Annotated in this window: 13 protein-coding genes; 9 read left to right on the top strand and 4 right to left on the bottom strand. The window is 58.8% G+C overall.

The window, feature by feature from the left end; all coding sequences use genetic code 11:
- The first annotated feature begins 55 nt into the window (after nucleotides 1-55).
- From G9Q80_RS01420 to G9Q80_RS01405, 4 genes are all read left to right on the top strand, one after another.
- A complete protein-coding gene (locus G9Q80_RS01420) occupies nucleotides 56-940 on the top strand; it encodes a sulfotransferase (protein WP_088716326.1) in 885 nt (294 codons plus the stop codon).
- Between the two features lie 131 nt (nucleotides 941-1,071).
- Nucleotides 1,072-1,341, top strand: a complete 270-nt coding sequence (locus G9Q80_RS01415; RefSeq protein WP_074623184.1) for a hypothetical protein — start codon at nucleotides 1,072-1,074, stop codon at nucleotides 1,339-1,341.
- 137 nt (nucleotides 1,342-1,478) lie between these two features.
- Nucleotides 1,479-3,770, top strand: a complete 2,292-nt coding sequence (locus G9Q80_RS01410; protein WP_069208083.1) for an adenosylcobalamin-dependent ribonucleoside-diphosphate reductase — start codon at nucleotides 1,479-1,481, stop codon at nucleotides 3,768-3,770.
- Between the two features lie 347 nt (nucleotides 3,771-4,117).
- On the top strand, nucleotides 4,118-4,654 hold the full coding sequence (locus G9Q80_RS01405; RefSeq protein ID WP_088716325.1) for a hypothetical protein: 537 nt from the start codon (nucleotides 4,118-4,120) through the stop codon (nucleotides 4,652-4,654).
- 131 nt (nucleotides 4,655-4,785) lie between these two features.
- Here G9Q80_RS01405 and G9Q80_RS01400 read toward each other — a convergent pair whose 3' ends face one another.
- The 4 genes from G9Q80_RS01400 to G9Q80_RS01385 form a co-directional block, all read right to left on the bottom strand.
- Nucleotides 4,786-6,726 carry a tetratricopeptide repeat protein gene (locus tag G9Q80_RS01400; RefSeq protein WP_088716324.1) on the bottom strand — a complete coding sequence of 647 codons (1,941 nt, stop codon included), beginning with the start codon at nucleotides 6,724-6,726 and terminating at the stop codon, nucleotides 4,786-4,788.
- Nucleotides 6,727-6,853: 127 nt separating this feature from the next.
- The gene (locus tag G9Q80_RS01395; protein ID WP_133066446.1) at nucleotides 6,854-11,392 is read right to left on the bottom strand and encodes an NACHT domain-containing protein; all 4,539 of its coding nucleotides are present in this window, start codon (nucleotides 11,390-11,392) and stop codon (nucleotides 6,854-6,856) included.
- 87 nt (nucleotides 11,393-11,479) lie between these two features.
- The gene (locus tag G9Q80_RS01390) at nucleotides 11,480-16,474 is read right to left on the bottom strand and encodes a hypothetical protein (protein ID WP_133066445.1); all 4,995 of its coding nucleotides are present in this window, start codon (nucleotides 16,472-16,474) and stop codon (nucleotides 11,480-11,482) included.
- Between the two features lie 377 nt (nucleotides 16,475-16,851).
- Nucleotides 16,852-17,406 (bottom strand): metallophosphoesterase, encoded by a 555-nt coding sequence (locus tag G9Q80_RS01385; RefSeq protein ID WP_088716382.1) that lies wholly within the window; start codon nucleotides 17,404-17,406, stop codon nucleotides 16,852-16,854.
- Nucleotides 17,407-17,727: 321 nt separating this feature from the next.
- Between G9Q80_RS01385 and G9Q80_RS28650 the strand changes: the two genes are divergently transcribed.
- From G9Q80_RS28650 to G9Q80_RS01360, 5 genes are all read left to right on the top strand, one after another.
- Entirely contained in the window at nucleotides 17,728-17,964 is a 237-nt protein-coding gene (locus G9Q80_RS28650) for a helix-turn-helix domain-containing protein (RefSeq protein ID WP_088716321.1), read from the top strand.
- Nucleotides 17,965-18,189: 225 nt separating this feature from the next.
- Nucleotides 18,190-18,867, top strand: coding sequence for a hypothetical protein (locus tag G9Q80_RS01375; protein ID WP_088716320.1), 678 nt, complete (start codon nucleotides 18,190-18,192; stop codon nucleotides 18,865-18,867).
- Entirely contained in the window at nucleotides 18,864-21,017 is a 2,154-nt protein-coding gene (locus G9Q80_RS01370) for a TnsB C-terminal domain-containing protein (protein ID WP_088716319.1), read from the top strand. Before G9Q80_RS01375 ends, G9Q80_RS01370 begins: the two co-directional genes overlap by 4 nt.
- Nucleotides 21,014-21,991: a TniB family NTP-binding protein gene (locus G9Q80_RS01365; protein WP_088716318.1), complete on the top strand. Its 978-nt coding sequence runs from the start codon at nucleotides 21,014-21,016 to the stop codon at nucleotides 21,989-21,991. The genes G9Q80_RS01370 and G9Q80_RS01365 overlap by 4 nt, the downstream gene beginning before the upstream one ends.
- Nucleotides 21,988-23,868 (top strand): TniQ family protein, encoded by a 1,881-nt coding sequence (locus G9Q80_RS01360; RefSeq protein WP_088716317.1) that lies wholly within the window; start codon nucleotides 21,988-21,990, stop codon nucleotides 23,866-23,868. The genes G9Q80_RS01365 and G9Q80_RS01360 overlap by 4 nt, the downstream gene beginning before the upstream one ends.
- Nucleotides 23,869-23,897 lie beyond the last annotated feature (29 nt).

The raw sequence follows: 23,897 nt of genomic DNA, 5'->3' as shown, positions 1-23,897 counted from the left end.
GGTGTCCGGTAGCGTGTCAGCCTGACCTTCTGTTGCGAACCGGCAGGAGGGTCCTATGTCGACCGAGCTTTCGCACATCCGGCACTACCCCGAGCTGGACGGCAAGACGCTGCTGGTCTGCGTCGGCGCCATGAAATGCGCGACGAGCTGGTTGCACGCCTACATGGGCGGACTGGAGGGCGTGTCGCCCTCTCCGCTCAAGGAACTGCATTTCTTCAGCCGAGATTTCCCGGAACATGCCCTGAGTGACATGGACCTTCTGGCAGTCCGTCGTTTGACGTTGTTCCTGTCGCAAGAGGGACACCCGGCAGAGCACCTGGCCGCTTCGCCGATGCTCCAGGCCGCACTGGACCGGGTGCAGATGATCTATGACGACAACGCCTATTTCGGCCATATGGCCCGGATCAGCACCCCGCAGACACGGGTGATATGCGATGTCACCCCGGCCTATTCAGTGCTGGGGACGGCGGGTTTTGCCCATATGCAGGCCTTTTGCGCCACGCAGGACATCCGGCTGAAACTGCTGTTCGTCATGCGTGACCCCGTCGAACGGCTGTGGTCTCAACTGCGGCACATGCAGCAACAGGGCCTGACAGAGGACGCCACGCAGGCTTGGGCCGACGCCCTGGACGCGCCCGCGATCATGGCGCGCGGCGACTACCGGGCGACCGTCACGGCACTGGACGACTGTTTCGCGCCCGAGGATCTTCTGTACCTCTTCTACGAGGATCTCGCCGGGGGCGACGCCCTGCCCCGGCTATGTCGCTTTCTGGACACCCCCTGGCGGTCGCCCGGCCCCGGGCTACGCCGGAATGAAACCACCGTGGGAACCGCCCTGCCCCATGACGCGCAAAAGGCCCTGGCCGCGGCCCTGGCGCCCCAATACGCCTTCTGCCGCGCACGGTTCGGCGGAGACCTGCCGAAGCAATGGCAAGGTTAACCTGACTGTCCGCAACGCGACGGATGCGGGATACTGGCAGCCACACCGCTGACACCGGTGCAGGCCTGAGACTTCCTTGACCAGTAATCCCCGCCCCAAGGTTCGGGGCGTCCATCCAGGAGACCAGCCAAATGCCCGAAGACGGTATCATCATCGACGACATCGGCTTTCGTTTCTTCAGCCAGGACAACGGTCCCTTCATCGCCAATGACCGCGCGGTGCAGCAGACCTTTGACCAACTGGCGGACCGTATCGTCCAGGAAGCCGCGTTCGACCACCTGGGCGCAGCTCGCGAGGCAGTTCAAAGCGCCGCGCGCCGCAAATTCACCGAGGACCCGCGGGATCAACCGGATCTGCAGGACACCGAGGACTATGTCCCCGGAGACGAATTCTTTTTCTAAAAAACCATAACATGCGCCGGGGCAAACCACTTGCATTCGGCGCATGATCTGGGGGACATGGCGGCAAGCCTGTCAATCTGTTGTGGAAAACTCGGGTTGCAGCTACATTGTTCAGCCTGCCACCTGAGGGAATCGCCATGACCCGCTTTGCCGCCCCCATCGCCGAACAGATCTGGGACATGAAATACCGCCTGAAACAGGCGGACGGCACGCCGCTTGACCTCAGCGTCGAGGACAGCTGGCGCCGCATCGCCAGGGCGCTGGCCACGGTCGAAAAGGACCCCGCTCACTGGGAAGAGCGGTTCTATGAGGCGCTGGAAGACTTCAAGTACCTGCCTGCGGGACGGATCACCGCAGGCGCCGGCACCGACCGCAGCGTGACCCTGTTCAACTGTTTCGTCATGGGCACGATCCCCGACAACATGGGCGGCATTTTCGACCAGCTGCGCGAGGCGGCACTGACCATGCAGCAGGGCGGCGGGATCGGTTACGATTTCTCGACCATCCGGCCCAAGGGCGCACCCGTGGCAGGCGTGGCGGCGGATGCCTCGGGACCGCTGTCGTTCATGGACGTCTGGGACGCCATGTGTCGAACGATCATGTCCGCAGGTTCGCGCCGCGGTGCGATGATGGCGACCATGCGCTGCGATCACCCGGACATCGAGGATTTCATCGGAGCCAAGGCCGACAGCGCGCGCCTGCGCATGTTCAACCTTTCGGTCCTGGTCACGGATGCCTTCATGGAGGCGGTCAAGGCGGACGGCCCCTGGGAGCTGGTCTTTGACGGGGTGGTCTATCACACGCTCCCCGCGCGCGACCTGTGGAACCGGATCATGCGCGCCACCTATGATTATGCCGAGCCGGGCGTGATCTTCATCGACCGGATCAACCAAGCCAACAACCTCAGCTACTGCGAGACAATCGCCGCCACCAACCCCTGCGGAGAGCAGCCCCTGCCGCCCTATGGCGCCTGCCTGCTGGGGTCGGTCAACCTTGCCCGGCTGGTCAATGATCCCTTTACCGGCGACGCGCACCTCGACGAACAGGCACTGGACAAGCTGGTCGCCACCGCTGTCCGGATGATGGACAACGTGGTCGATGCCTCGCGCTTTCCGCTGGAGGAGCAGGCCCGCGAGGCCCTGAACAAGCGCCGCATAGGGCTGGGCGTGACCGGGCTGGCGGATGCCCTGCTGATGGTACGGCTGCGCTACGGTTCCGAGGAAGCGGCGCGGCAGACCGAACGCTGGTTGCACCGGATCGCCCGCGCCGCCTACCTGGCCTCCGTGCAATTGGCGAAGGAAAAAGGCGCCTTCCCGCTCTTTGATGCCGATGCGTACCTGGACAGCGGCACGATGCGGGGCATGGACGAGGACGTACGCGCCGCCATCCGCGAACACGGCATCCGCAATGCCCTGGTCACCTCGATTGCCCCCACCGGGACGATCTCGCTCTATGCCGGGAACGTCTCGTCGGGGATCGAGCCGGTCTTTGCCTATGCCTACACCCGCAAGGTCCTGCAAAAGGACGGGACCCGGACCGAGGAAGAAGTGGTCGACTATGCTGTGCAGATGTACCGTGAGACCTTCGGCACTGATGCCGCCCTGCCCGAGTATTTCGTGAATGCGCAGACGCTGGCGCCACTGGACCATGTCCGCATGCAGGCCTCGGCTCAGAAATGGGTCGACTCGTCGATCTCCAAGACCATCAACTGCCCCGAGGACATTTCCTTCGAGGACTTCAAGGACGTCTACCTGCAAGCCTACGAGACAGGCTGCAAGGGCTGCACAACCTATCGTCCGAACGACGTCACCGGATCGGTGCTGAGCGTTTCCGAGGTCGAGGACGTGGCCCCCGGCGAGGCGCCGGACCAGGTCCGGGGCGAAGGCGCCCAGGGCGCCGAGGTCGTCTACATGTCCGAACCCCTGGACCGCCCCCAGACCCTCGAGGGCGCGACCTACAAGCTCAAGTGGCCCGACAGCGAACATGCCATCTACCTGACGATCAACGACATCATCGTCGGCGGCCGCCGCCGCCCCTTCGAGGTCTTCATCAACTCCAAGAACATGGAGCATTTCGCCTGGACCGTGGCCCTGACGCGGATGATCTCAGCCGTGTTCCGGCGCGGTGGCGACGTGAGCTTTGTCGTCGAGGAACTGAAGGCCGTCTTCGACCCGCGCGGCGGCGCCTGGGTTCAGGGCAAGTACATCCCCTCGATCCTCGCGGCCATCGGCGGCGTCATCGAGCGCCACATGATCGCAACCGGCTTCCTGGAAGGCGAAGGCATGGGCCTGAAGAGCGACCCGACCGCCCAGGTGGTCAACCTCGACCAGCCTCGCGGTCCGGCCTGCCCCAACTGCGGGCAATACGACATGCGCATGGTTGAGGGTTGCATGACCTGCGCCTCCTGTGGGCATTCGAAGTGTGGGTGAACAGAGGTTCGTGCATGAGCCTGTGGTGTGGCGTGCCACGCGACATGACCTAACCGTCTCACAAGGTCATTTTGGCTGAGATGATCAAGAAACGGCCTCGGAGAGTACCCGAGGCCGTTTGCATGTCTGGCTGTGGCGACGGCTAGCGGTGTCTTGCGAGGGCGGCATGCCGAGGAGGACAGCCGAACTTCATTGCGCGTGGTGTGATCGTATGAGGGAAGGCAGGCGCAGTAAGTTGATGCGATTCCGGGTACATTCGTTCTAAATTCGCCAAGAGATTTCGGCCCATACCAGACGCTCATATCGGCCTCATTGCCGCAGGTCAGCTTGCCGGAAGCGGACATTGAATGCTACCTGTAGTGAAGCAAATAATGATGGTTAACGTCCAGCAGGAGGCGACGGTTTTGGCGGGTGTTGAGGTGAACTATTCAAAGACCAGTGAACACCCGGCAGGAGCCGACCGGCTCTTCAAGGTCATGATGCGCCTTGAATTTGGCCTCAAAGAGATCGGCTATTGTCAAACCGCAAGAAACCAGAACGCTGAGATTGATTGGGACAGGTTTGCCAATGAACGTCTTGGCGCACCGTTTTTTGATGCGATGAAGGCGGCAGGCAACGTGAACGTTCTACTCCAGACGCCGCCAAAGCGGCAAATCATCGACGGGCAAGGCTACCTGAATTGGGAGCAGGTAGGCGCAGTTTCAAACATCCAGGAGTTAATGGGCTCTCTTCGACGCGTCAGAAACAACCTCTTCCACGGAGGCAAGAGCGGTGACCCGGATAAAGATCGAAACGACGAATTGGTCTGCAACGCGCTCTCTTTAATAGATGCCATTTTACAGCATGACCATGATCTACGAACGATGTTCGAAGGAAACTATTGAGCTGCGTCGGAGGCCGGCCCAATCCGGCATTCATGTTACATTCCAATGCCGCAATACAGCTTCTCCAAAGCGGACATTGTCAGACCGCAGCGAACTGCGTTGTTCGCGCATGCGCTATTACCCGTTAGGCTTCAACGAGTTAACTCTAATATTGCGAGAACTTCTTCCACAAGTTCATGATTAGGGAATTTCTCGACGGCTCTTAGCCACACGTCCTCGGCTTCGACTATTTCCCCTTCGTTCCAAAGAACACCACCGAGGTTGAACATGGCTATGTCATACTCGGGGTCGAGTTCTATTGCCTTTTCATAGGCTGCGATCGCCTCGGAAGTACGTCCAGTGTTGCTGTTTGCCAAACCTAACTGGAACCAGCTCATTGCGTCGGGTTGAAGATGCTCCGCCTGCTCCAGGAGGATCGGGCGGCTTTCTTCAAAACGGCCGAGAAAATTGAGCGCTGTGCCTAAGCAATAACCATAGTGACCTCCAGCCATCTCGTACGCCTTGCGGAAACACAGCTCGGCTCCCTCCCAATTTCCTTCGTCTTGTGCCCAGTGACCGAGGCGATCCCATGGCAGTGCGGCATCTTCGGCATCGACAATCGCGATATGCTTATCGAATACTGATCGGAACTCAGAATACTCCCCAATATCGTGACCTTTAGCGCGTAGGTAGAAGCTGGTGAGCAGTCGCTCGGCTCGCGCACGCCCCAATTGTGGATGCGTCTCTATGCAGCGATCCCAAAATGCCAACGCAAGCAGCGCACTCTCGACAGAGGTACGCCCGAAAGCTGCAACCTGCCTAGCGCACCATGGCCATATCCAGGGCTCAGAATCTGCATTGCTCAGCAAGCCATTGATTTCGCGGAAAGCTGCACGGGTATCGTCAAGACTAAAAAGGACGTTTATTCGCCAGCCCGAAATCGCCGATGTTCGACCCAGTTGCCGATCAGTAAAGACAACGCGGTCGAAGTAACTCAGCGCCTCCTCGTATCTGCCATTACGATGATGATAATGGGCAAGTGCGTTATGTGCCTCCGGCAGGTTCGGGTTCAATCGCAATGCTTCGAGATAGTGTTCGGCGGCGATATCCTCGTCGCCGAGCCGCTCAAAGCTAGTGCCGAGGTTCTTGTAACACTGCGCGGCCATCTCCGATGAGCTACTGAAATCGGAATCTTCAAGCGCAGCAATGTATGATGCCTTGGCTTCTTGCTCCTGGTCGAGCGCCGAAAGCGCGTTACCGATAGTGTAATACAGGCTTCCGACTTGAAAGCGTCCTGTATCGAGCCTCGATCGGAAATGCGTTAAGGCTGCCTCGATCCGCTCCACGTCAGGGGATTGATACCCCATTCCCAAGTTTATCTCGGCCATGTAACAAAATCCCATCGCATCGTGATCCGCGCCGAGCACCGAGAGAAACTGCTCGAAAGCAGCGCTGAGAACACGATCCGCGCCGCTCTCATATAACCGTTTGGCTAGTTGCCGCGCGAGGTCTGGGTCCTCTGGCACGTGGAGCTCCGGCTTCGCTTCTCGCACCACGACAGGCATTGCTTCAATTGTCGCTGTCGTTTGTGCGATCCTGCGATCTCGTGCAATCCGCGACCCAGAAAGCGCAAGACTTGCTAATCGGCTCAAACGGTCAACCGTGAGCTCATCGGTGAATAATATCGTTAGGCTCTGTTGATCGGTCCAGTCCTTTCCGCTGTGCTCGTATCGGCGCAGAACCGCATCAACGAAGCTGACGCGAAGCGATTTCGACGGTGAATGATATCCGACATAAAAGCTGTAGGGCTGCGCAACCAGATAATTCAGATTGGCTCGATCAACCGGGATGCTAAACGAGCCATCCGCATTGAGAGCGCGTTCTGTTCCCTTCAGTTGGACATGCACCCGCACATTGGTCGCCTGCCCATTCAAGACCACCTCTATTTGGCAGTCGGTGCCATAGTCCTTCCGGTCAGAACCTTGGAACACAAAGTCTTCGCTATGCGAGATCAGAGCCTGGAAAGCAGCTTCAGCCTCTTCTTCCAAAGCATGGTTGCGATCGCGTTTGGGTAAATCGTCGAACGAGCTCATCTCATCTCTTCAAAGATACTTTCTGCTTCACAGCTACTAACTCAGAATCCTAATTGCATAGTGTCGGATAGATTAGGACAAGAACAAAGAACGCGAGAAGTGAGTAAGGCACTCACCCGGCACTATATCATCGATGAGAGAGGTACTCGGTGAGCTGCTCGTTGCTCGGGTCCTTATGCTCAAATCGGAGCTGGCCGGTAATCTCTTCACCACCGAAGCGGAAGATGCCCCAGTAGTCGAGCTGGCCACCCCAACCGCTTCTGTGCGGACGGCCGCCATGCGCGCTCTTCTCGCCGCGGAACATCCAGATCAACTCCAGCCCATCTCGTTCTAGAAGTGCGGCCAGAGCGGCACGGTCGACGAGTGCTGCACTATGGCCGACGGATTCGGCGGACGGATCCTTAAATTGGATGACGCCCTTTGCATCGCAAAAGGCGAGCGAGCGCCCCTCCGCAAGCCCAAGTTCAAGACCTCGGACGAGCCGGGGGCCGGGAAGAGAGAGGTTGAACGAGTCCTCAATTGAATAATTGTGACCAGATCGCTCGACATAGCGGTTGGCGATCGTCCCGAAGACCTCGATCTTCGGCGTGCCCAATTCCCAATCACCAAGCAACTGATCATAGGACGGGTGCCATGGATACTCGCCGAGATAAGCGCGCCACGGCAATTCTATCTCGGGTGGGTGGTCGCGCTCGCGCTCCGAGCTGGTCAGTAGCCTGACGAGGCGATCCGCATCCCCCCGCGCTACAAGAAGGGAATGCACCTTGTGCCAAGTCATTCGCAGAAAAACAGATTCGCCGTTATCGACCACCGACTGATTGCGAGTCGCACCCAAATCAAGCACCAGCCAGCGACGACCATCGGGATCGGTCACGTCCAACTGCTTGAGAACATCGGGTACATCGCGGCTCTCGTCGCGCATCCAAGCAATCCTCGCTTGAGGTGGATCCTCGCGCCACCGCGGCGCGTGCGGTGACCACCAGGTCGCTGGTTGTCTGCTACTATCCCGCTCGTTTGTGCGCGTGATCAAGATCGTGGGATCCATCTCTCGAGTGTTGACCTGCCAAGGACCGCGATAGGGCTGAGGCTGATCGCGAAAACCGCCGTCGACCGCGACTAGATCGGAGAGCCGGCCCGTCAGCTCATGATAGGCAATCCATTGATATTTCTTTCCAATCCGTTCGATGCTGTGCTCCATACGGCCTCGGCTCGGCATATGGCGTTCAAATTGGGCAAACCGTTCGGGCGTCCATCCGAGGTCGTGCGCGCGCCAAGCCACCCACCGCCGCGCGGTCTGGCTGTTGAATTCCGGATGCCGTAGCGATGCCTCAGCATCCCACATCCCCTCTTCGACCCAACCCTCAGCATAGATCTGATAATCCTCGTATTCCGCGTCGCTGAGCAGTAACCGGAAATCAGCCGCTGCTGCATCGCGTTCGGCTTGGACCTCCTTTCGAGTTGGCCCTCCATTTCCGTCGTCCGGAACATCCTCGGTATCTTCGAACCATCGGTTGAAATCGTAAGGCATGGCGCTCAATCGTCCGGAAATATCGGTCAAACGCTCCAGTGCTGCCTCGCGGTCACGCCGCCCAGCAATAGCCCGGACATACCACTCGTTGTACCGAGCCTCGTTCGAACGCCCGACCTCTTCGCGCGGCAGTTTTAGGAAGCAATGCGCGAGCGGATCGATCTCATAGCGCGCAAAGTCCCCGTCCTCGAATGCAGAACTCATAATGTCATCGCGCAGGAGTGAACCTGAATAATCCTGAACGAAGCCGGCCAATACCTCGTCGCTGACCGCTTCCAACGGTGGCCCTGCCGGATATGGTGGCCTTGCTCGATCGAGCGATACGCTAGTCGGTAAGACACCACGGTACGCTGCCAATTCGATGATACCCCGCGCATGGTCGCGGATCAGAGCATGAGCCGGAATAGGATCATTCGTGAACACTGCCAAATAGACAGCTTCGGCCAATGCTCCGAGTCCTTCGTTGCTGCCGTTACGGGTTGCCCCGCCATAGACGGCTGCCAAGACACGATCGACAACGTAGGCATCGCTGAGACCAGCAAATCGGTCGATGAGATAGGCGCCTAGCTCGCGCCGATTCACCAGCAACGCAGCCAGCGCTTTTGTTGCCATGTCGCGGACGATCCGGTGACTAAGGCTGGTGAGCCAAGCGAGCATGATCGCGGCCAGCCTAGCGCGCTCGCGTTCGATAGGATTGAGGCCATTGGCTAGCACCCATTGGATCAGCGTATCGATCGCATTGCCATCGTTGGCGGCGAGATAGGTCACACGCACAGACCACTGTTCGTCGCGCTCCGGCATCGACATCGGACGCAACCAATTATCGAGATAGTCCGCGTTGAAGGCGTTGCCGGGTTCGGTCGCAATCGCGATCAGCGTATCGAGCCAAGGGTCGCCGTCCAGATAGTCGGCGTGTTTATCGAGCAATTCCAGCGTGCGTTCACGGAAAGCGTCTTGGCGTCGCCACAGCAGGCTGGTCCGGAAACCCGGCAGTAGGTCGTAGAGCGCAATATCGTCCTCGATGAGATCGAGAAGCTCGAGACCGAAGCGTTCGGGCAACTGCACGGCGAAGGCTTCGGCAATGCCGGCAAAGCGATACGCGCTAGATCCGACCACGTACTCGCGAAGCGACCCACCCGGTGAAAAGGCGGGCGCCGGATCGCTACCGGTTATTGCTGCGTCTAGTAGCTTTTGGGCGATGCGATGGTCGCTCAAGCGCTCGAAAGTGAAGCGGACCAGCTCCACTGTCGTCGAGCCGTCGATGACCGGCTCCACGGTCAGGACTCCCTCATTCTCCAGCTGGAAGAAGAGGCTCTGCTCGGTCTGGTTTTGTGAAGGGTGCAGCTCTTCTAGCAATGCATGGACCTGAGCCATTGGGAGATAGCCGCTGCGCGCCTCCACCATCGCCTGGGTGATCCTTTCAAGCGCCGTCTCGACGATGCGGAGACGCGGGTACAGCCCCATCCGCGCCGTGATCGCATCCGCGACAGCTCCGAAATAGAAATCAAACACACCCGATACACCGGCAAGCCCTCGTGGCAGTTCCTGCTCGCCGCGGCGCTCAAGTGCATCGCAGCAGGTGCGCAGAAACAGGGGGTTTTCGAACTCGGGGGAGAAATTGGGCGCTGCCATGCGCACGATGCCGCGGGCATCGAGATAACGCTGTGCGGCCTGCGCGGCCCGACCAACGAAGCCGGGATGAGCGATACGAGGCAGCGCCGTCTCGTCGATCTCGCGGACGATGTAAGGCAGGAAGGTAGTGCGGCAGGAGAGGATTACCGCCACATGCGAGAAGCGGTCCGCCGTGGCGAGAAACGCTGCAAGACGATTGGCCCATAACGCAACTCCACCGCGTTCATTGATTGCATCGATCATGACGAGCGCGCGCGTGCCTGCTGCTTCGCCAGCGGCGTCCAGCGTGCCGAGAAGCTCATCAGGCGTCGTATTAGTCAGGCCGAGCTGATCGGCGACTTGCCGCCAGGGCTCGCCATCGACGAAGCTGCCGCCCAAGACCAAGACCGCAGGGAAACCTTGGCCGATGTGATGGTTCGCCACATCGGCGAGCAGATGAGACTTGCCAATCCCGGCTTCGCCCGTGACAAGCAGTCGATGCTCATTCGCTAGCCGACTGATTGGCCGCTTGATTTCGTCGGTTACTTTCCCGATCGCCTCGTGAAGCTGATCGACATAGAACTGGGCGTGGCGCGCCTCTTCGCGATCCCCGCCTTGCTGCGCGCGCAGATCCCAGACTGCTGCGGAGCAGGTTCTTAAGGTCTCGCTCGCAACATCTAGAGCTTCTATCCAAGCATCGAAGGGTACTGGGTCGGCCGGACCAATCGATGCTGTTCGGATCAATCCGATGATAGTCTGAAGTTCTGCATCAAGGCCCGCGGCGGGCGCAGCTGCCGACCCTCCAGAAAGCAATCTCGCGATACTGTCGGCCGCGCGATGCCGGGCCTCATCGATATCGTCGGCGCGCCGAGTCAAGCCCTCAACAAAGCTAGGGTCGCGAGCGATCGCGAGTAACCCTCGGCGGATTGGGAGTTCTATGTTGAGTTCGGGCGTATAGCGCGTGCCGAGCGCATGGCGAGTAATTGCAAAACGCGTTTGAAACCAGTCCGGCGTGAAATGCAGAAGGTCGAACCAGTAGTGCCGCCGTCCAGCGTATCTTGGCTCGTTCCGGGAAAGTCGTTCGATGAGCTGCGTTTCGTCCCACAGCTCAATTTCCACCTTACGTGGCGCGACCGCTTTGGTGCGGGCTTGCACCCAGCGATTCCAGCGATCCTTTTCGGAGATTCGATTCCCAACCCGTCCGTCTGAGAGATTGAATGGCAGACTGACGATGAAACGCGAAAGCTGAGGGTGACGCGCAATCGCTTGCTTGAAGGATTTCGTCAGCTGCGTAGCTTCGTTGCTCCCAAACTCGAAGAAATACTTGGCCTGCCAACCAGTCTCTCTTCCATCAGCTTCCACTCGATAGCATTCGAGCCCGGCATCGGCGCCTGCACCCTTGCGGTGAAATCGAACATTTTGAGCGGTTTCCAGGACTGCAAGCTGGCAGACCATTTCCTCAAAACCGCCATGCTGGCTTCCATGTTGCGGGCGAATGCTACGGAAATTGATCGTGGGAGAAGACATACTCACTCTGCACTTAAATTTCGGGTCGGGCGACTTCGGTGGGCGCAAATGTAGATCAAAAATCCTGCGTCTGGATGCCGACCCTTTCTAGCCATTCACTCGCCCCAAGAACTCCGCGTCAACGGTCACACCGGCCGTCATCAGAGCATCACAGACTTTGTTCCAAGCAGAGACGTTGGATAGCTGTTCCGCGCTCTGGCCGACCGAAAGGACACGCCGCCCGATGCCGAGCTCGTTCCAAAACCGATTATTGGCTGCCTTGGCCCATCGGTCGGCAGCTGCCGCGAGCGGCGCCTCAGCAGTCGATGGCTCCAAGCATTCGAGAATATGTAAATAAAAGTATGCAATAGTCGGGCACGATGGCGCTTCTCTAGTGATCTCCAGCAGCAGCGGAATGAAGGGCGTCAATTCGGGGTCGCCTAAACCCTTTGTGTAAGCTTGGCACTCACCGAACCCATAGCTCACCCGCATGAAGTAGGCGCTGATGAGTTCCTTCAAATGGATTTCCATACCGTCGCTCGTCGACCACAAATGACCGCGCCAATGCTGTGTCTGCTTAAGTCGTGGCCAAAGAGCCTCGCGCACAGACAGCAGATAGGCTCGATCTTCTGTATCGCCCTCGATTAAATGAAGGTCGCTCTGCACAATGAACGTAGCGGCAGCATCGATGAACGCTTCATCAGAAAAAGCTTTTAGGACATCGAATACCAATGCCTGGCGCGTATCCTCTTGCCAGTGTTGGGCATGCACAGCAGCGAAATGCATCAAACCTCGCGTCCAAACGCGTTCGATATCACCATCGTCTTCGCAGTCCTCGCCTGACGCGTTTGTCGCTAAGAGCCAGTCCCGATTGGCGCGCATGAGCGTTTGCGATATCGCCCCGGCACTTGTGCCGAGACGTTCAAGCGTTCGAAGCCACGCCGTTCCGGTTTTTTCGTCGAAATAGTAGTCTGGCCATTGCGGCTCGGGCGCAGCGCGCTTCTTCGAACCGTTCTTCCCACCAATCGTCAAAGTCCGTCTTGCACGCTTCGAACGCCGCCGAGGCGGCGTCGGCCACTCAGGCTCTGCGCCGTTCTCTCGCCATAGACTTTCTGCCTCAATCGCGGAGGACAAACGCAGTTTCAAGTCTGCGCATCGCTTGTCATAGGAGGCTTCGTCCTCATCGTAATTCGCACGGCGAGGAATCCAGCAGCCGAGAATTGCTAGACGACAGATCGAGATCAAGGCCTTCTCATCGATCCTGCCTGCTGCGGTTCGATGCCGCAGAAAGACTGGCGCGGCATTCATCGGGAATTCCACCACAGACCTCAAAAGCCGGTTTGTATCCGCCTCATCACCGCTAGCGGCGGCTAGATAGAGGAGGCCAGCGATCGCCAGTGATCTCTCGTCGTACATTACATCGTCGCGCGGCCACGTCCTTTCCTGGCCCTTGGACTGCAGTGCTTCGTCAAATATCGATGTGAGCTTAGACCGATATCGCGCTAGGTCTTCAGGTGTGCCAAAGCGTGCTACAAATGCTGCAGCCGCGATGCGCGCCAGCCAAGGATCGTTTGGGTCGTGCGACGTATCTTCGTTTTCGGCAGGCGTGGCGTTGGCAGTCTCATCCAAGATCGCTTCCGCATCTGCAACACTTGCACTGACGGGCTTTGTGTCGTCGTCCATTGCCATGCGGACTGCCAGCGACCGAGTGAAAGCTGAATGTTCCGCGCTCGCAGTGGCGGCACCTTCCTCCAGCCATCGTTTTTGTCCTGGCGGCCAATCGTAAGCCCATCCTTCGCGTTGCTCGCCCGACGCGTCTTTTTCCTTGACCTGCTTGTAGTTGCTCCGGGATGAGAGACGGAGAGCGTGGGACGCCATGAATTCAGGCGAGCCCCATTCGACCGCGTCTTGGGTCCACGGCCCAAGTCGTCTCACAGCGACATCGAGCCGCTGCTGCAGCACAGCAAGCTCTTGCTCAGAACCTCTGAAGACGAGCTGAGGTATGACGTCGTGCAGCGCAAGGCTTCTTGACACACGGTTCGCCAGATCTTCTTCGACAGATCGGTCGGATGCCGGGGCCGGCCGCCAGGCGCTGCCGAGCAGCCCCCCTCCGATCGAGTCAACCCTGTCGATATTGGCCCGCTCTGCGTCCAATGCCAGCGTTTCCGGTGATGCGAGAAGATCTCGTAGGATGCTTCCATTCAGCGAAGAATGAGACAAAACGAGATCGACAACAACAAGCCATAGCGCGCCGAGTATCGGTCCCTCACCAACTACATCTGCAATTACCGATTCAAGTGTATCGCCTTCGTCAAGCCTGCGATGGGACCAGTGCTCTAGAGCCTGAAGTGCCTTGGGCAGCATTGCCGATGGCGTACGTCCGCGCGACCAGCCATAGCTGAACGACGCCGCAATCCTGCGCGTCTCGCCCATGAATTCTACGGTAAAGTGCGGATCACCGTCTTCAGGCGCACACGCGCGCGCTGTCAGTACTCTGATGAAGGATGTGCCAGTGGCAGGTGCTGCCTGAAGAAGCTCCGTGAATACGCCCATGCCACATCGGCCAAGTACAAACGATCTGTCGACGCGCGACATTGCGTAGGAGCGTCGACCCCTTGCTCTCATGTCGTAGTCGTTCTCATCTTCGTCGTCTTCGGTCGCCCGCAAAAACGCCGCGGCGAATTCCGCGGGCGCAGAGCTCGCCAACCGCCCCGGAAACTCGAGGATCTGGCTCATTGCTGCTTCCGGACGCTTCGAGTTTTTGATTGCGTTCAAATAGCGGGCCGCAACCTCTGGCGACAGCGGCGCCCAGAGCGCAAGTTGCAGTCGAGCTGTTTCGAGAGCATCGCTGGTGACCGCATACTTTATCTCCGGGAGTGTGTCTCGATACCGAGGCAGAGGGCGGTCTGTCTGCTCGATATCCGCGACCAGAATATCGGCCAAGCGACCCAGCAAGACTGGCGCCACTGTCTTTTCTCCAAACGCTGCAAGAATGAGCCAGTTCTGAAAAAGATCTACGACCGCTGACAAAGCAATTGGCTTCAAACGATCGAAGCGCTGCAAACACCATAGGATGAGTCGCATCCACTCCGGACCTTTTGGAAGCGTCATGCCCTCAGGCATTTGAATCCCGTCTGGCAGAGCCTCGCTCAAGAGGGGCGCTGCGGACTGAGTGTGCGATGCGATGAAGCGTCTGACGAGTTGCGCTGCTCGCTCCCCCTTATCCGCCAAGAGAAAACGGTCGTATCGATCGAGCAAGTAGTCGGCATGTTCCGATCGGATAAGCGCCAGCAATACGAGACCCGTCCATCCTGGGGCAACGCCTTCTCCCTCTAGTCGCGCGAGCAGTTCCGGCCACGCCTCGTCCGAGCTGCTTTCGGCAAGCATTCGGCACGCAAGTTCAAACCCGCGGGCCATCCAGAAAGGTGGCGGCGCGGCAAAGGGCAGACCGTCCATCACGTCGGGATCATCCGATAAGACGCAGGCGGCCGACCAATCTGTAAACAAATCGTGCCGGAAGCGAACCCGGTCCGAACGGATTTCGACCAGCACTCCTTCCGCAATCAAACCCGCAACGGCCTGCGCGTCCTGTCCCGCGACATCGACTAGACCGGCGCCCTCGATAAGGCCTTGGCCGACCGCGTAGAGCACGCGCTTGCGCGTGCGGGTCTCGCCGCTCGTACGCTCACTCGTCCCCCCGCCGGAGGCCAGCCAGTCGTTTGCGAGTTCCGCCTCACTGATTGCTTTGGTAGTATCGAGCCGGGTTCTGATGAGCAGCCGCAACTTCAACAGGTTTCGGGCAAGCGGTTTCGCCGGATGATCCGGTCTTAGCAGGCTTGCGAGCTGCGGAGATGCTGCCGCAAGCGCTTCTGCCTCATCGTCATCGAGCCCGTCCAACGTCAGTCGTCCGCGACTAGACAGCTGCCCGAACGTCTCTTCGCCGATCCACGTAGCGGCTTCTTCCTCCCATCCAGGTCGTGCAGTGAACAGCACCGTCAGTCCCTGACATCGCAATCCTGCACGTAAGAGGTCGAGGACAGTCTTTCGTTGCGCGCTGTCACGAAACCGATCAAGACCATCAATACAAAGGTAACCACCGCCATCGCAGGCAAGATCGCTCAGAAACTCGTTTGCCTTCGCCTGTATATCGAACTGTGAGCGCATTGCGGACCAGCCGCCAGGCGGGGTCCGGTCTGGGGCCAGCACCAATATGCGAGAGACCGCTCCACGACTCTCGACAACATTTCTGAGCAGACCGGATTTACCAACGCCGCTAGGCCCCGAAATCTCAACCACGCCGTCCAGCGTCTCCGCCGCCTGAAGTAGCGCCTCCAATTCCCGCCGAGGCTTTTCCCGCGCGAGCCGACATTCATTCACCGTAAGGCCGATGTCCTCAAGCGCATGGCGGCTGAGTTCCTCGATATGGCGGCGCGCCGACGCTAGCGTTGGCGCTGCACCAATGCCGATACCGACAGCTCCTAACTTTTGGACCAGTTGACTCCGGTCCAGTTCGCCTCCTGTGGCATCAGCCCGAAGGACAAGTCCGAACAGCCCGTCATAGGGGTCGGGACCACCGTTGGCGGATGTCAACTGCCTTGCACGAAAGCGATCATGCTGCTCGGCTATCGAGTTCGGGCGGGCATAATCGAATGTCAGGACTGAGAATGATCGAAGGATCTCGTAGAGAGCATCGCCCCCGGTCTCGCCGCTCGTTTCGAGGTGAACTCTGAACGCAGCAACGAACGCACGCATGTCCTTATTGCTGCGACCAGGCGTCTCAAGGAGCTTCAGGAACGAAGCGGCATCGATCGTCTGCTGCGCAAGTTCTAATGCTTCCTGCGCGCCATTGTCGATCGCACCCGTGGTGCGCTCGATGGCAACCGCAAAGCGACGGTTCGGCTCGATCTTTCGCGCTCTGACGATTGCGTCTACGATCGATGCGAAATTGGCGTCGCTCTCGGTGAATGCCATCGATCGTTTGACCTGAACCTCAAGACAGCGATCTTCGCCTTCTGAAGTCTTGCCATGGACAATTACGTCGTCGAGCGGATGTTCTTGGCCACCGCGTTGAAATTCAATTCGATCAACAACTGCGCCCGGCATTCCAAAAGGCTCCGTGTTGGCTAGCAATGCCAACGCATAGTGGGTGCCTACTTGCGCTTCAAATTTGGGACCTGCTGGTCCAGTGGATCGTGGACTCGAATCTGAAATTCCGCTGCCTCCAGATCATGTTTTGTTCTGATTTCGAGTTATACCCTAGTAGCAAGTTATGCCGCAATAGACTGCACATCTCCAGGTCGTTCCCAACGACTGCCGTTGAATGTCTGCTTTTCCTGGTCTGTCGATACTCCAACGCATACGCAGCGAACTTCCGCTTCCCGCCCCTCGCGCCAAGCCTGGCAAACAGATGAGACAAGTTGTGCGAGCGACGGGTGCTGCCTGCCGCTGTACCATTGCGCCGCCTACCGGGCGCAGCGTTTTCAACTCAGTTCGTTCCCGTGCTCCACATCATGCCAGTGCTTGTTCACGGGCAGCTTTGCGGCCCGACCTATGATTTCGGAAACCCGCACGGGGCGGAAATCCCACTGGTCGACGCCAACGTTCACGCTGTTGCGGGAGCCAGGCCATTGGTCGTGAACATGGCCGAAGAGCTGCAATGCACCCCGCCGAGCGCCGTTCCATGTGATCATCGGGTAGTGGCACAGAACGAGGCTTTGATCGCCGTCCTTGATCTCTGCCATGTACTCGGTGCTGGCCCAGGGTAGCGAAATTACCGCTTCATCATCGTGGTTGCCGATGATCAGGTGCTTGCGCCCAGGGAGGCTGTGAAACCAGCTTTCGAACTGGGCCGTATCCTCGGCGCGTCCGAACGCGAAATCCCCCAGAATCCATAGGTCATCGTCATGACGGACGCAGGCCTGGAAGTTTGCGATCAACGCGGCGTTCATCTCGGCTGTCGAGGCAAACGGGCGCTTGCAGAAGTCGATGATGCGATGATGGCCGAAGTGCAGGTCGGCCGAATACCAGTTGGCCAAGTGCATGCCCTCCGCTTTCGTCTGAATCCGTCCCCGACATTGGCATGTGACTGCACAAAAGCCGAGGACCTCTTTTGGTGTGGTGCGGGGTTCCCGATGCCGTTTGAAACCTTCTTTCCACCGCCAATGTCCAATGTGAAATCGCCATATGACATTCCGAGGGTAATGTAGGTTAAGTGTCAGAACTGATTGAGACTTCTGTGGGAAAAGGCCCCATATTTTCCTTGCAAGCTGCTCTGGAGCCTTCCTAGAATCGGTTCAGGTCGGGAAAGCGAACCCGGCTTGATCAGAAACGTTCGTTCCCACTGAAGGCTGCAAGATATGGACGCAGACAAAATGCGTCAGCAGATCGTGAAACTGCATCTCGGGATGTCCGGGACGACGATCACGGAGCTTGCTGAGAGTATCGGATACAGTCGACCTGCGGTGTCGAACGTGTTGGCCGGTCGGAAGAGATCGCCGCAGATCGAAGCGGCAATCGCCGAGCGCACTGGGTTTCGCGCAGATGATCTGTGGCCCGCTGCCGGTGTAAGAAAAAAGGGAGGTCAGACGGGATGATCTAGAAAAGAGAAAAGCCCCGAGAGCGGACTCTCAAGGGCCTTCATGTCGATTGGTACCCGACAATGTGAAGGTCTCTCGATTCCCCTCAAAAGTCAAGTCTGGCGGCCGGGTCACCTGACCCGATCGGTCGTGCTCGGCCGTCTTCCATCATTCGACAAGAGGATCGTGAGCGGTTCACCGTGGTCAGTATGACCCACGGGCAATCCCGCACACTGAAAAAACATGGAAAAAGAAATCTTCGTGGCCCCCCGGGCCAGCCGTTCGACGCGGAACCTTTCGGAACGCTTGAAGGCGCGAACCTATGTAGAGACAGGCGCTTTCCGACCTTATGGCGGTGAGAGCCAGAAAGTGAAATTCGACAGCCTTGGTGAGTTCGACGCTTTTGTCACGATCACCGCCGCCTATCCTGTCGCTGACATGGTAGAGCAACCTCCAGCCATCGAGTACGTCGACGCAGAGGGGCGACCCAGACGCAAAATGATCGACCAGGTCTTTACCTTTGCTGACGGAACCACGTTTGCCACCGAGGTGAAACCTGCGGCACGCGCCATGGCCCAGAACCTTGAAGAGCAGCTGAGCTTTGTGGCGGCGGCCATGCCGCCAGAGTTCGCCGAGACTTTGGTTCTGATCACCGAGGAAAATTACGACCAGTGGGAAGCCCTGAATGCGCGCCGCCTCTTGGCGTACAGGCGTGAAGACGATCCGGAAGCCGCGTCTATCATTGCAGGCTTGGCGGCCGAGCTTGAGCTGCCGGTTAAAATCCGCGATCTGATCGCGCGGGCTGCCATCGGGGGGAGGGCATGGCCTGAGGTCTTCAAGGCGATCTATGCTGGCGTACTGCGGCCGCTTGAGGACGGCATCATCGACCTCGAGATGCTGGTCGAAGGAGGCTCGAAATGAACGAGATCATTCGTCTGGAGCCATACTCGCAAATCCGCCATGGCGGCATAGCCAGCTTGGTCGTTGACCAAGGGCCTTTGGGGGTTACCGTCACGCGCGAAGTTGACGGAAATGTTGCTTTTGATGAGCTGACCTACGATGAGATCAAAGATGGCCTGAGGACGGGTCATATCGTTGTACAGGACGGCTACCACAGCGAGGAGGCGGCGCGACAGCGAACCAAGTTCGGAGAGCAGGTCGTCTCCCAGTTGCCGCGCAAGCAACGCGGGAAGGTATTCTTCCGACAGACATGGTGCGATTTCTTTCTGGATGCCGAGGCGCGCGAAGAAATCGGACGGGATTGGAGGGACGTCGACGCTTGGATTCTCAAGGTCGCCCCGCAGATAGAGAAGCATATCCCTCAACCCGAAGGGCCTGCCCAGAAACGCAAGTACTGCGGCAAGAAACGCTCGCGAAACGAAATCGACCCGCCAAGCTCGTCGGCCCTATTGCGATGGGTGCGAAAGTACCAGGATGCAGGGCGTTCCGTTCTGGCGCTTATCGATAAGAGGCACTTGGCCGGTCGTACAAAGGTGAAATTCGGCCCAGAGAGTGCGGCACTGCTGCGGAAGTGCGCAGATCGTTATGCCAGCTTCAAACGGCCGTCCAAGAAAAGTGTCATTCGGCAGGCAAAGCGGGCGTTTCGGCTGGCCAATGCCTTTCGGGTAGACCGCGGCCTACCGGCTTTGGAAGTGCCGTCCGATAGTACCATCTACAGGGAGATCAACCGTCTCGAGCCCTATTACGTCATGTGCCAGCGCCAGGGGCTAGAGGCGGCCAACAGGCATTTTGCAATCATCGGAGAGGGCCTCAACGTCCTGCGTCCCGGAGAGCGGCTGGAGGTTGATGAGTGGAAGGTCGATCTGATCACCTTTTTCGCGGAAGCCGGCGTGTTCGGGCATCTGACCGAAGAACAGATCAAGGCGTTGCCGAAGGGGCGACGCTGGATCTACGTGGTGATCGATGTCCGAACGCGGCTGATCCTCTCGGTGAAGGTATGTGCTGCTCCCAACACTGAAGACGCGATTGCCGCGTTGGACCTTGCCACGCGCGACAAGTCTGAGTTGGCAAAGCTCTTCGGGTGCAAACTGCCCTATTGGCCGGGGACTGGGTTCGAGACCGTTGCCTCTGACCAAGGCGTTGCCTTTGCGAACTTCGACTTCCGAGCTGCTGTGACTGACCTGCGTGGTACGGTCATGTTTCCTCCCGCGGGCGTGCCCAAGTTGCGTGGGCATGTCGAACGGTGTTTCCGGACCTTCGGTGTGGACCTGATGCAGTGCCTGAGTGCGCGCACATATTCGAACATCGTCGAAAAGGGCGACTTCGAACCTGAAGACTATGCGGCGCTTGCCGACGACGAGCTGACACGGATCTTGGTGCGCTTTGTTGTCGACGTGTACAACAACAAGCCACATGGAGGCCTTGGTGGACAGACGCCGCTGAATTGTTGGCGGGAGCTGTGTTCGACGGTCGGAAAACCTCGGCAACCGGGGCGGTTCGAGCGGTTGGGTGCGTTCGGCCGGAAGTACACCCGGACGATTTCCGGGCGCGGTGTTCGATTTGCAGGTATCTTCTATACCTGCCAGGCGGTGGAGGACTACTTCCTCTCCAACCCTGATCTCGAAGTCGAAATTCGGGTAGATCATGAAGACTTGGGGCTGATTGAGGTTCACCTTGATGGTGTATGGGTCGTGGCGCGCACCCGCGCAAAGGGGTTCGACGGCCTGTCTCTGGATCTTTGGACAGAAGCCTGCACCAACCTGCGGCGGCGTTTCGAGGCAGAGGCGGAGCTGACGCAAGATGTCATTGATCAGGCTCTGGCCGATTTTTCGGAAGAGGATCGCGCAGCCTCACAACGGCTCGGTATTTCCGCTCTCGCGCCGACACGGGCCGACGTCGAGCGCAATCGGAAACAGCTTTGGCTTGGCCTGGATGTCGTTGCCGGACACTCTCCTGCTGTTTCCAGAAAGAAGCGTGGGCTGCTATCTGGCGTGATCCCCAAGGCCGAGAACGCGCTTCCGGCCCCCCTGACCGTTCTTCCATCGGAAGAGGACGTGGTCAGCACGCCTTCCTCCCAACGCCCGCGGTGGCGCATGGAGGAGGGTGAATGACCCGCATTTCACGTGAGGAGGTCAGCCACATCGTGGCTGACCTTGAAAGCCGCTTCATCGCTCACGACGCCTATCGTGACCTCCAAGATCAGATTGATGATATTTTCTACCGGCGTAAGGCGCACATGGTCGCCGGACGGATGCCCGCGGAACGTGGTATTGTTGTCATCGGGAACGCTGGGGCTGGCAAGACGGTCAGTACAACGCATGCGTTGGAGCAGCATCCCCAAATTTCGTATGGGTCGCCCCTGCGAGAAGCACTGACCGTTCGGCTTGAGACTGGTGCAACGATCAAAGGGGTCGGCGTCGATACTCTCGATGCCTTTGGATACGAGAGTAAGAGCGAGCGCAATGCGCATTCCATCTGGCAGCAGGTGATGCGCCAAGCGCGGGCGCATAAGACGTTGTTCTTTCACTTCGATGAGGCCCAGCACATCCTGAGATCCAAGTCGAAGCATGATCTGGACCAGGTTATGCTCGTGTGGAAATCCTGTCTGGAATACGCCACTTGGCCTGTCAGCCTGATCTTGAGTGGGACCTGCGAGCTCCTGGACCTGATCAATCGGGATGATCAGCTGAAGCGGCGGTTTGAGCCCGTGCATTTCGCTCCAATGACATACGCCGCGCATGGCCATGAGGTCGTCGGGGTGCTGGAAGCCTATCTCTCGGCAGCGAAGCTAGGGCGAGGGCAGTCTTTTCAGGCTGCGTCCTCCGTTCAGCGTCTGCTGCATGCTTCCCGGTACGAGTTCGGGCTGACGACGCGACTGATCATCGAGGCTATCAAGATCGCGTTGCTTGAGGGGAGTGCGTCGGTGGAACAAGCGCACTTTGCGGCCGCCTATCGCAAGCAGAAAGGCTGTGTGGACGCATTGAACCCCTTCATCGTGGGTAACTTTCGCGCCATCAACACCGGGCAGCTGTTGGGCGGCGCGGACCTCGAGGCGCCGCCAGTCAAGACGAGGGGCGCGGCATGAGCCGTCGCTTACCGATCCTGGTAGCGTTGGTGCCGGGGGAAACCCCGGCGTCCTTCGCGTCACGGCTGGCCTGGGCAAACGGCCTGTCTTTCGCATCGGAGTTTTGTGCTGATCAAGGTTTTGCGCTGCAATCTCTTGCCGATGGCGAGGAGCGCGCGCTGTCCTTCCTTGCTCAGCTTGGTGGTATCGACCGCGCCGAGCTCTTGCGAGGGCTCGTGACCAAGACCTCGACGGGTCAGTACCTGGTCGCCGGGCAACTTGTTGAGAAGCGGTGGATCACTCGTCGGCGGCTGAGGTTTTGCCCGCAATGTGTGGCCGAAGACGTAGCTGCGTCTGCGGTCGGTGGTGCCGCCCAAAGGTGCGTTTGGCACATCCCCTCGATCCGGGCGTGCCCTCAGCATGGATGCAGGCTCCACGAGGACGAAAGCTATTCGCATAGCCGTGGCCCACACGACTTTGCAGGCCGCATTCGCGATCTGGGACTTGAGCCTGAGAAACTGGAACAACTGGTCGTTCGTCAGGCGCCGACCGGTCTGGAAAGTTATCTGGCTCGCAGAATGGCAGGTGAACGCCAGGACCGCTGGCTAGATGATCTGGGCTTCGGTGCCGTAGCGCTCGGTGCCGAGATCCTGGGTATCGCAGACCTCTTCGGGGTGGGGGCGAAGCCGAAGTTCTTGTCGGAAGGCGACAAGAGCCAGGCAGGTGCGCGAGGCTTTGAAATTTTGTCGCGAGGTGAGCGCGGGCTGCGAGATTTGCTCGGTGCCATCCATCGTGACGCTGGATCGCCGGTCTCCCTGTCCCGCAGGCACTATGGCTGTCTGTTCAACTGGCTGGAGCAGTCACACGCGGATCAATATGAACCCCTAAGAGTCATCGCGCGGGATTTCATGGCGGAGACGTACCCCATCGGTGAAGGGGACATGCTCTTCGGCAAGCCTTGTGCCGGTCGGCGCGTCTACAGTGTCGCAGCTCTGCGTCGTGATCTGGGACTGGGATATCGTCAAACGTTGGAGCTGTTGCAGGCCAATGGCTTCCTGACTTCAGGTGAGGATGTCGGCAAGGCCGCGCTTCTTGATGCGCGGGCGCTCAAGCCGATCGTCGAGCGCTTCTCCGGGGCCATTTGCCAGGTTGCTGCGCAAAGAAGGGTCAATGCTCCCAGGGCTCAGTTCGATGCACTGGTGGCAGGCGGTCTCATCTCACCGATTGCCGGGTCGCCCGTTGGGCGTCCCTATTACGACGAAGGCCAGCTTGATGCATTCCTCTCCAGCATCAAACCTCGCGTCCAACTGGGCGAAGGAGACGGAGGTGCGGAGCGCCTGGTCGGGATTCAGACGACCTGCCGGAAAGCCGTCGCAGGCGCGGCTGACGTTGTTCGCTTGATCCAGAAGGGGGCGCTGAAAACTGTCGCCAAGTCATCTGAGGAAAGTGGCTACCTGTCTGTGCGGCTGGACCCACAAGAGGTTGCCAAGGCGTTGCGTCTGCTCAAGCCAGAAGGCTACCTTCGGTCCACGCTAGCACGCTATCTGGGGATCAATGAAGCTGCCGTGCGGTATTTGGTGGACGCGGGCTACCTGACGCAAGCTCGGGCACGGCACCCGCACTCTCGGAAATCGATCAAAGTGGTGACTTACGAGTCCGTCGATCGATTCATGGAGCAATATGTCCCCTGCAAACATCTTGCCGAATTCGAAGGGAAAGGAACGCGGAGGGTCGGTGACCAGCTCGAAGCAATCGGTTTGAAGCCAATTAAGTTGTCGGCAGCGGGTAGGGGGCGTGTGTTCCTGCGCGCCGACGTGCCCCGTGGTCCTGCAACACTGAGGCATCGTTCCCCGAATGCCCATCGAGATGTCGCTTGGCCGGAACCTGAGTGCAAATAACTCAGCAGAAGGCGTCTTCCATTTCCGAT

Source organism: Mameliella sp. LZ-28 (assembly GCF_012274245.1).
GTDB classification, from domain to species: Bacteria; Pseudomonadota; Alphaproteobacteria; order Rhodobacterales; family Rhodobacteraceae; genus Antarctobacter; species Antarctobacter albus.
This window is presented reverse-complemented; position numbering and strand designations above follow the sequence as displayed.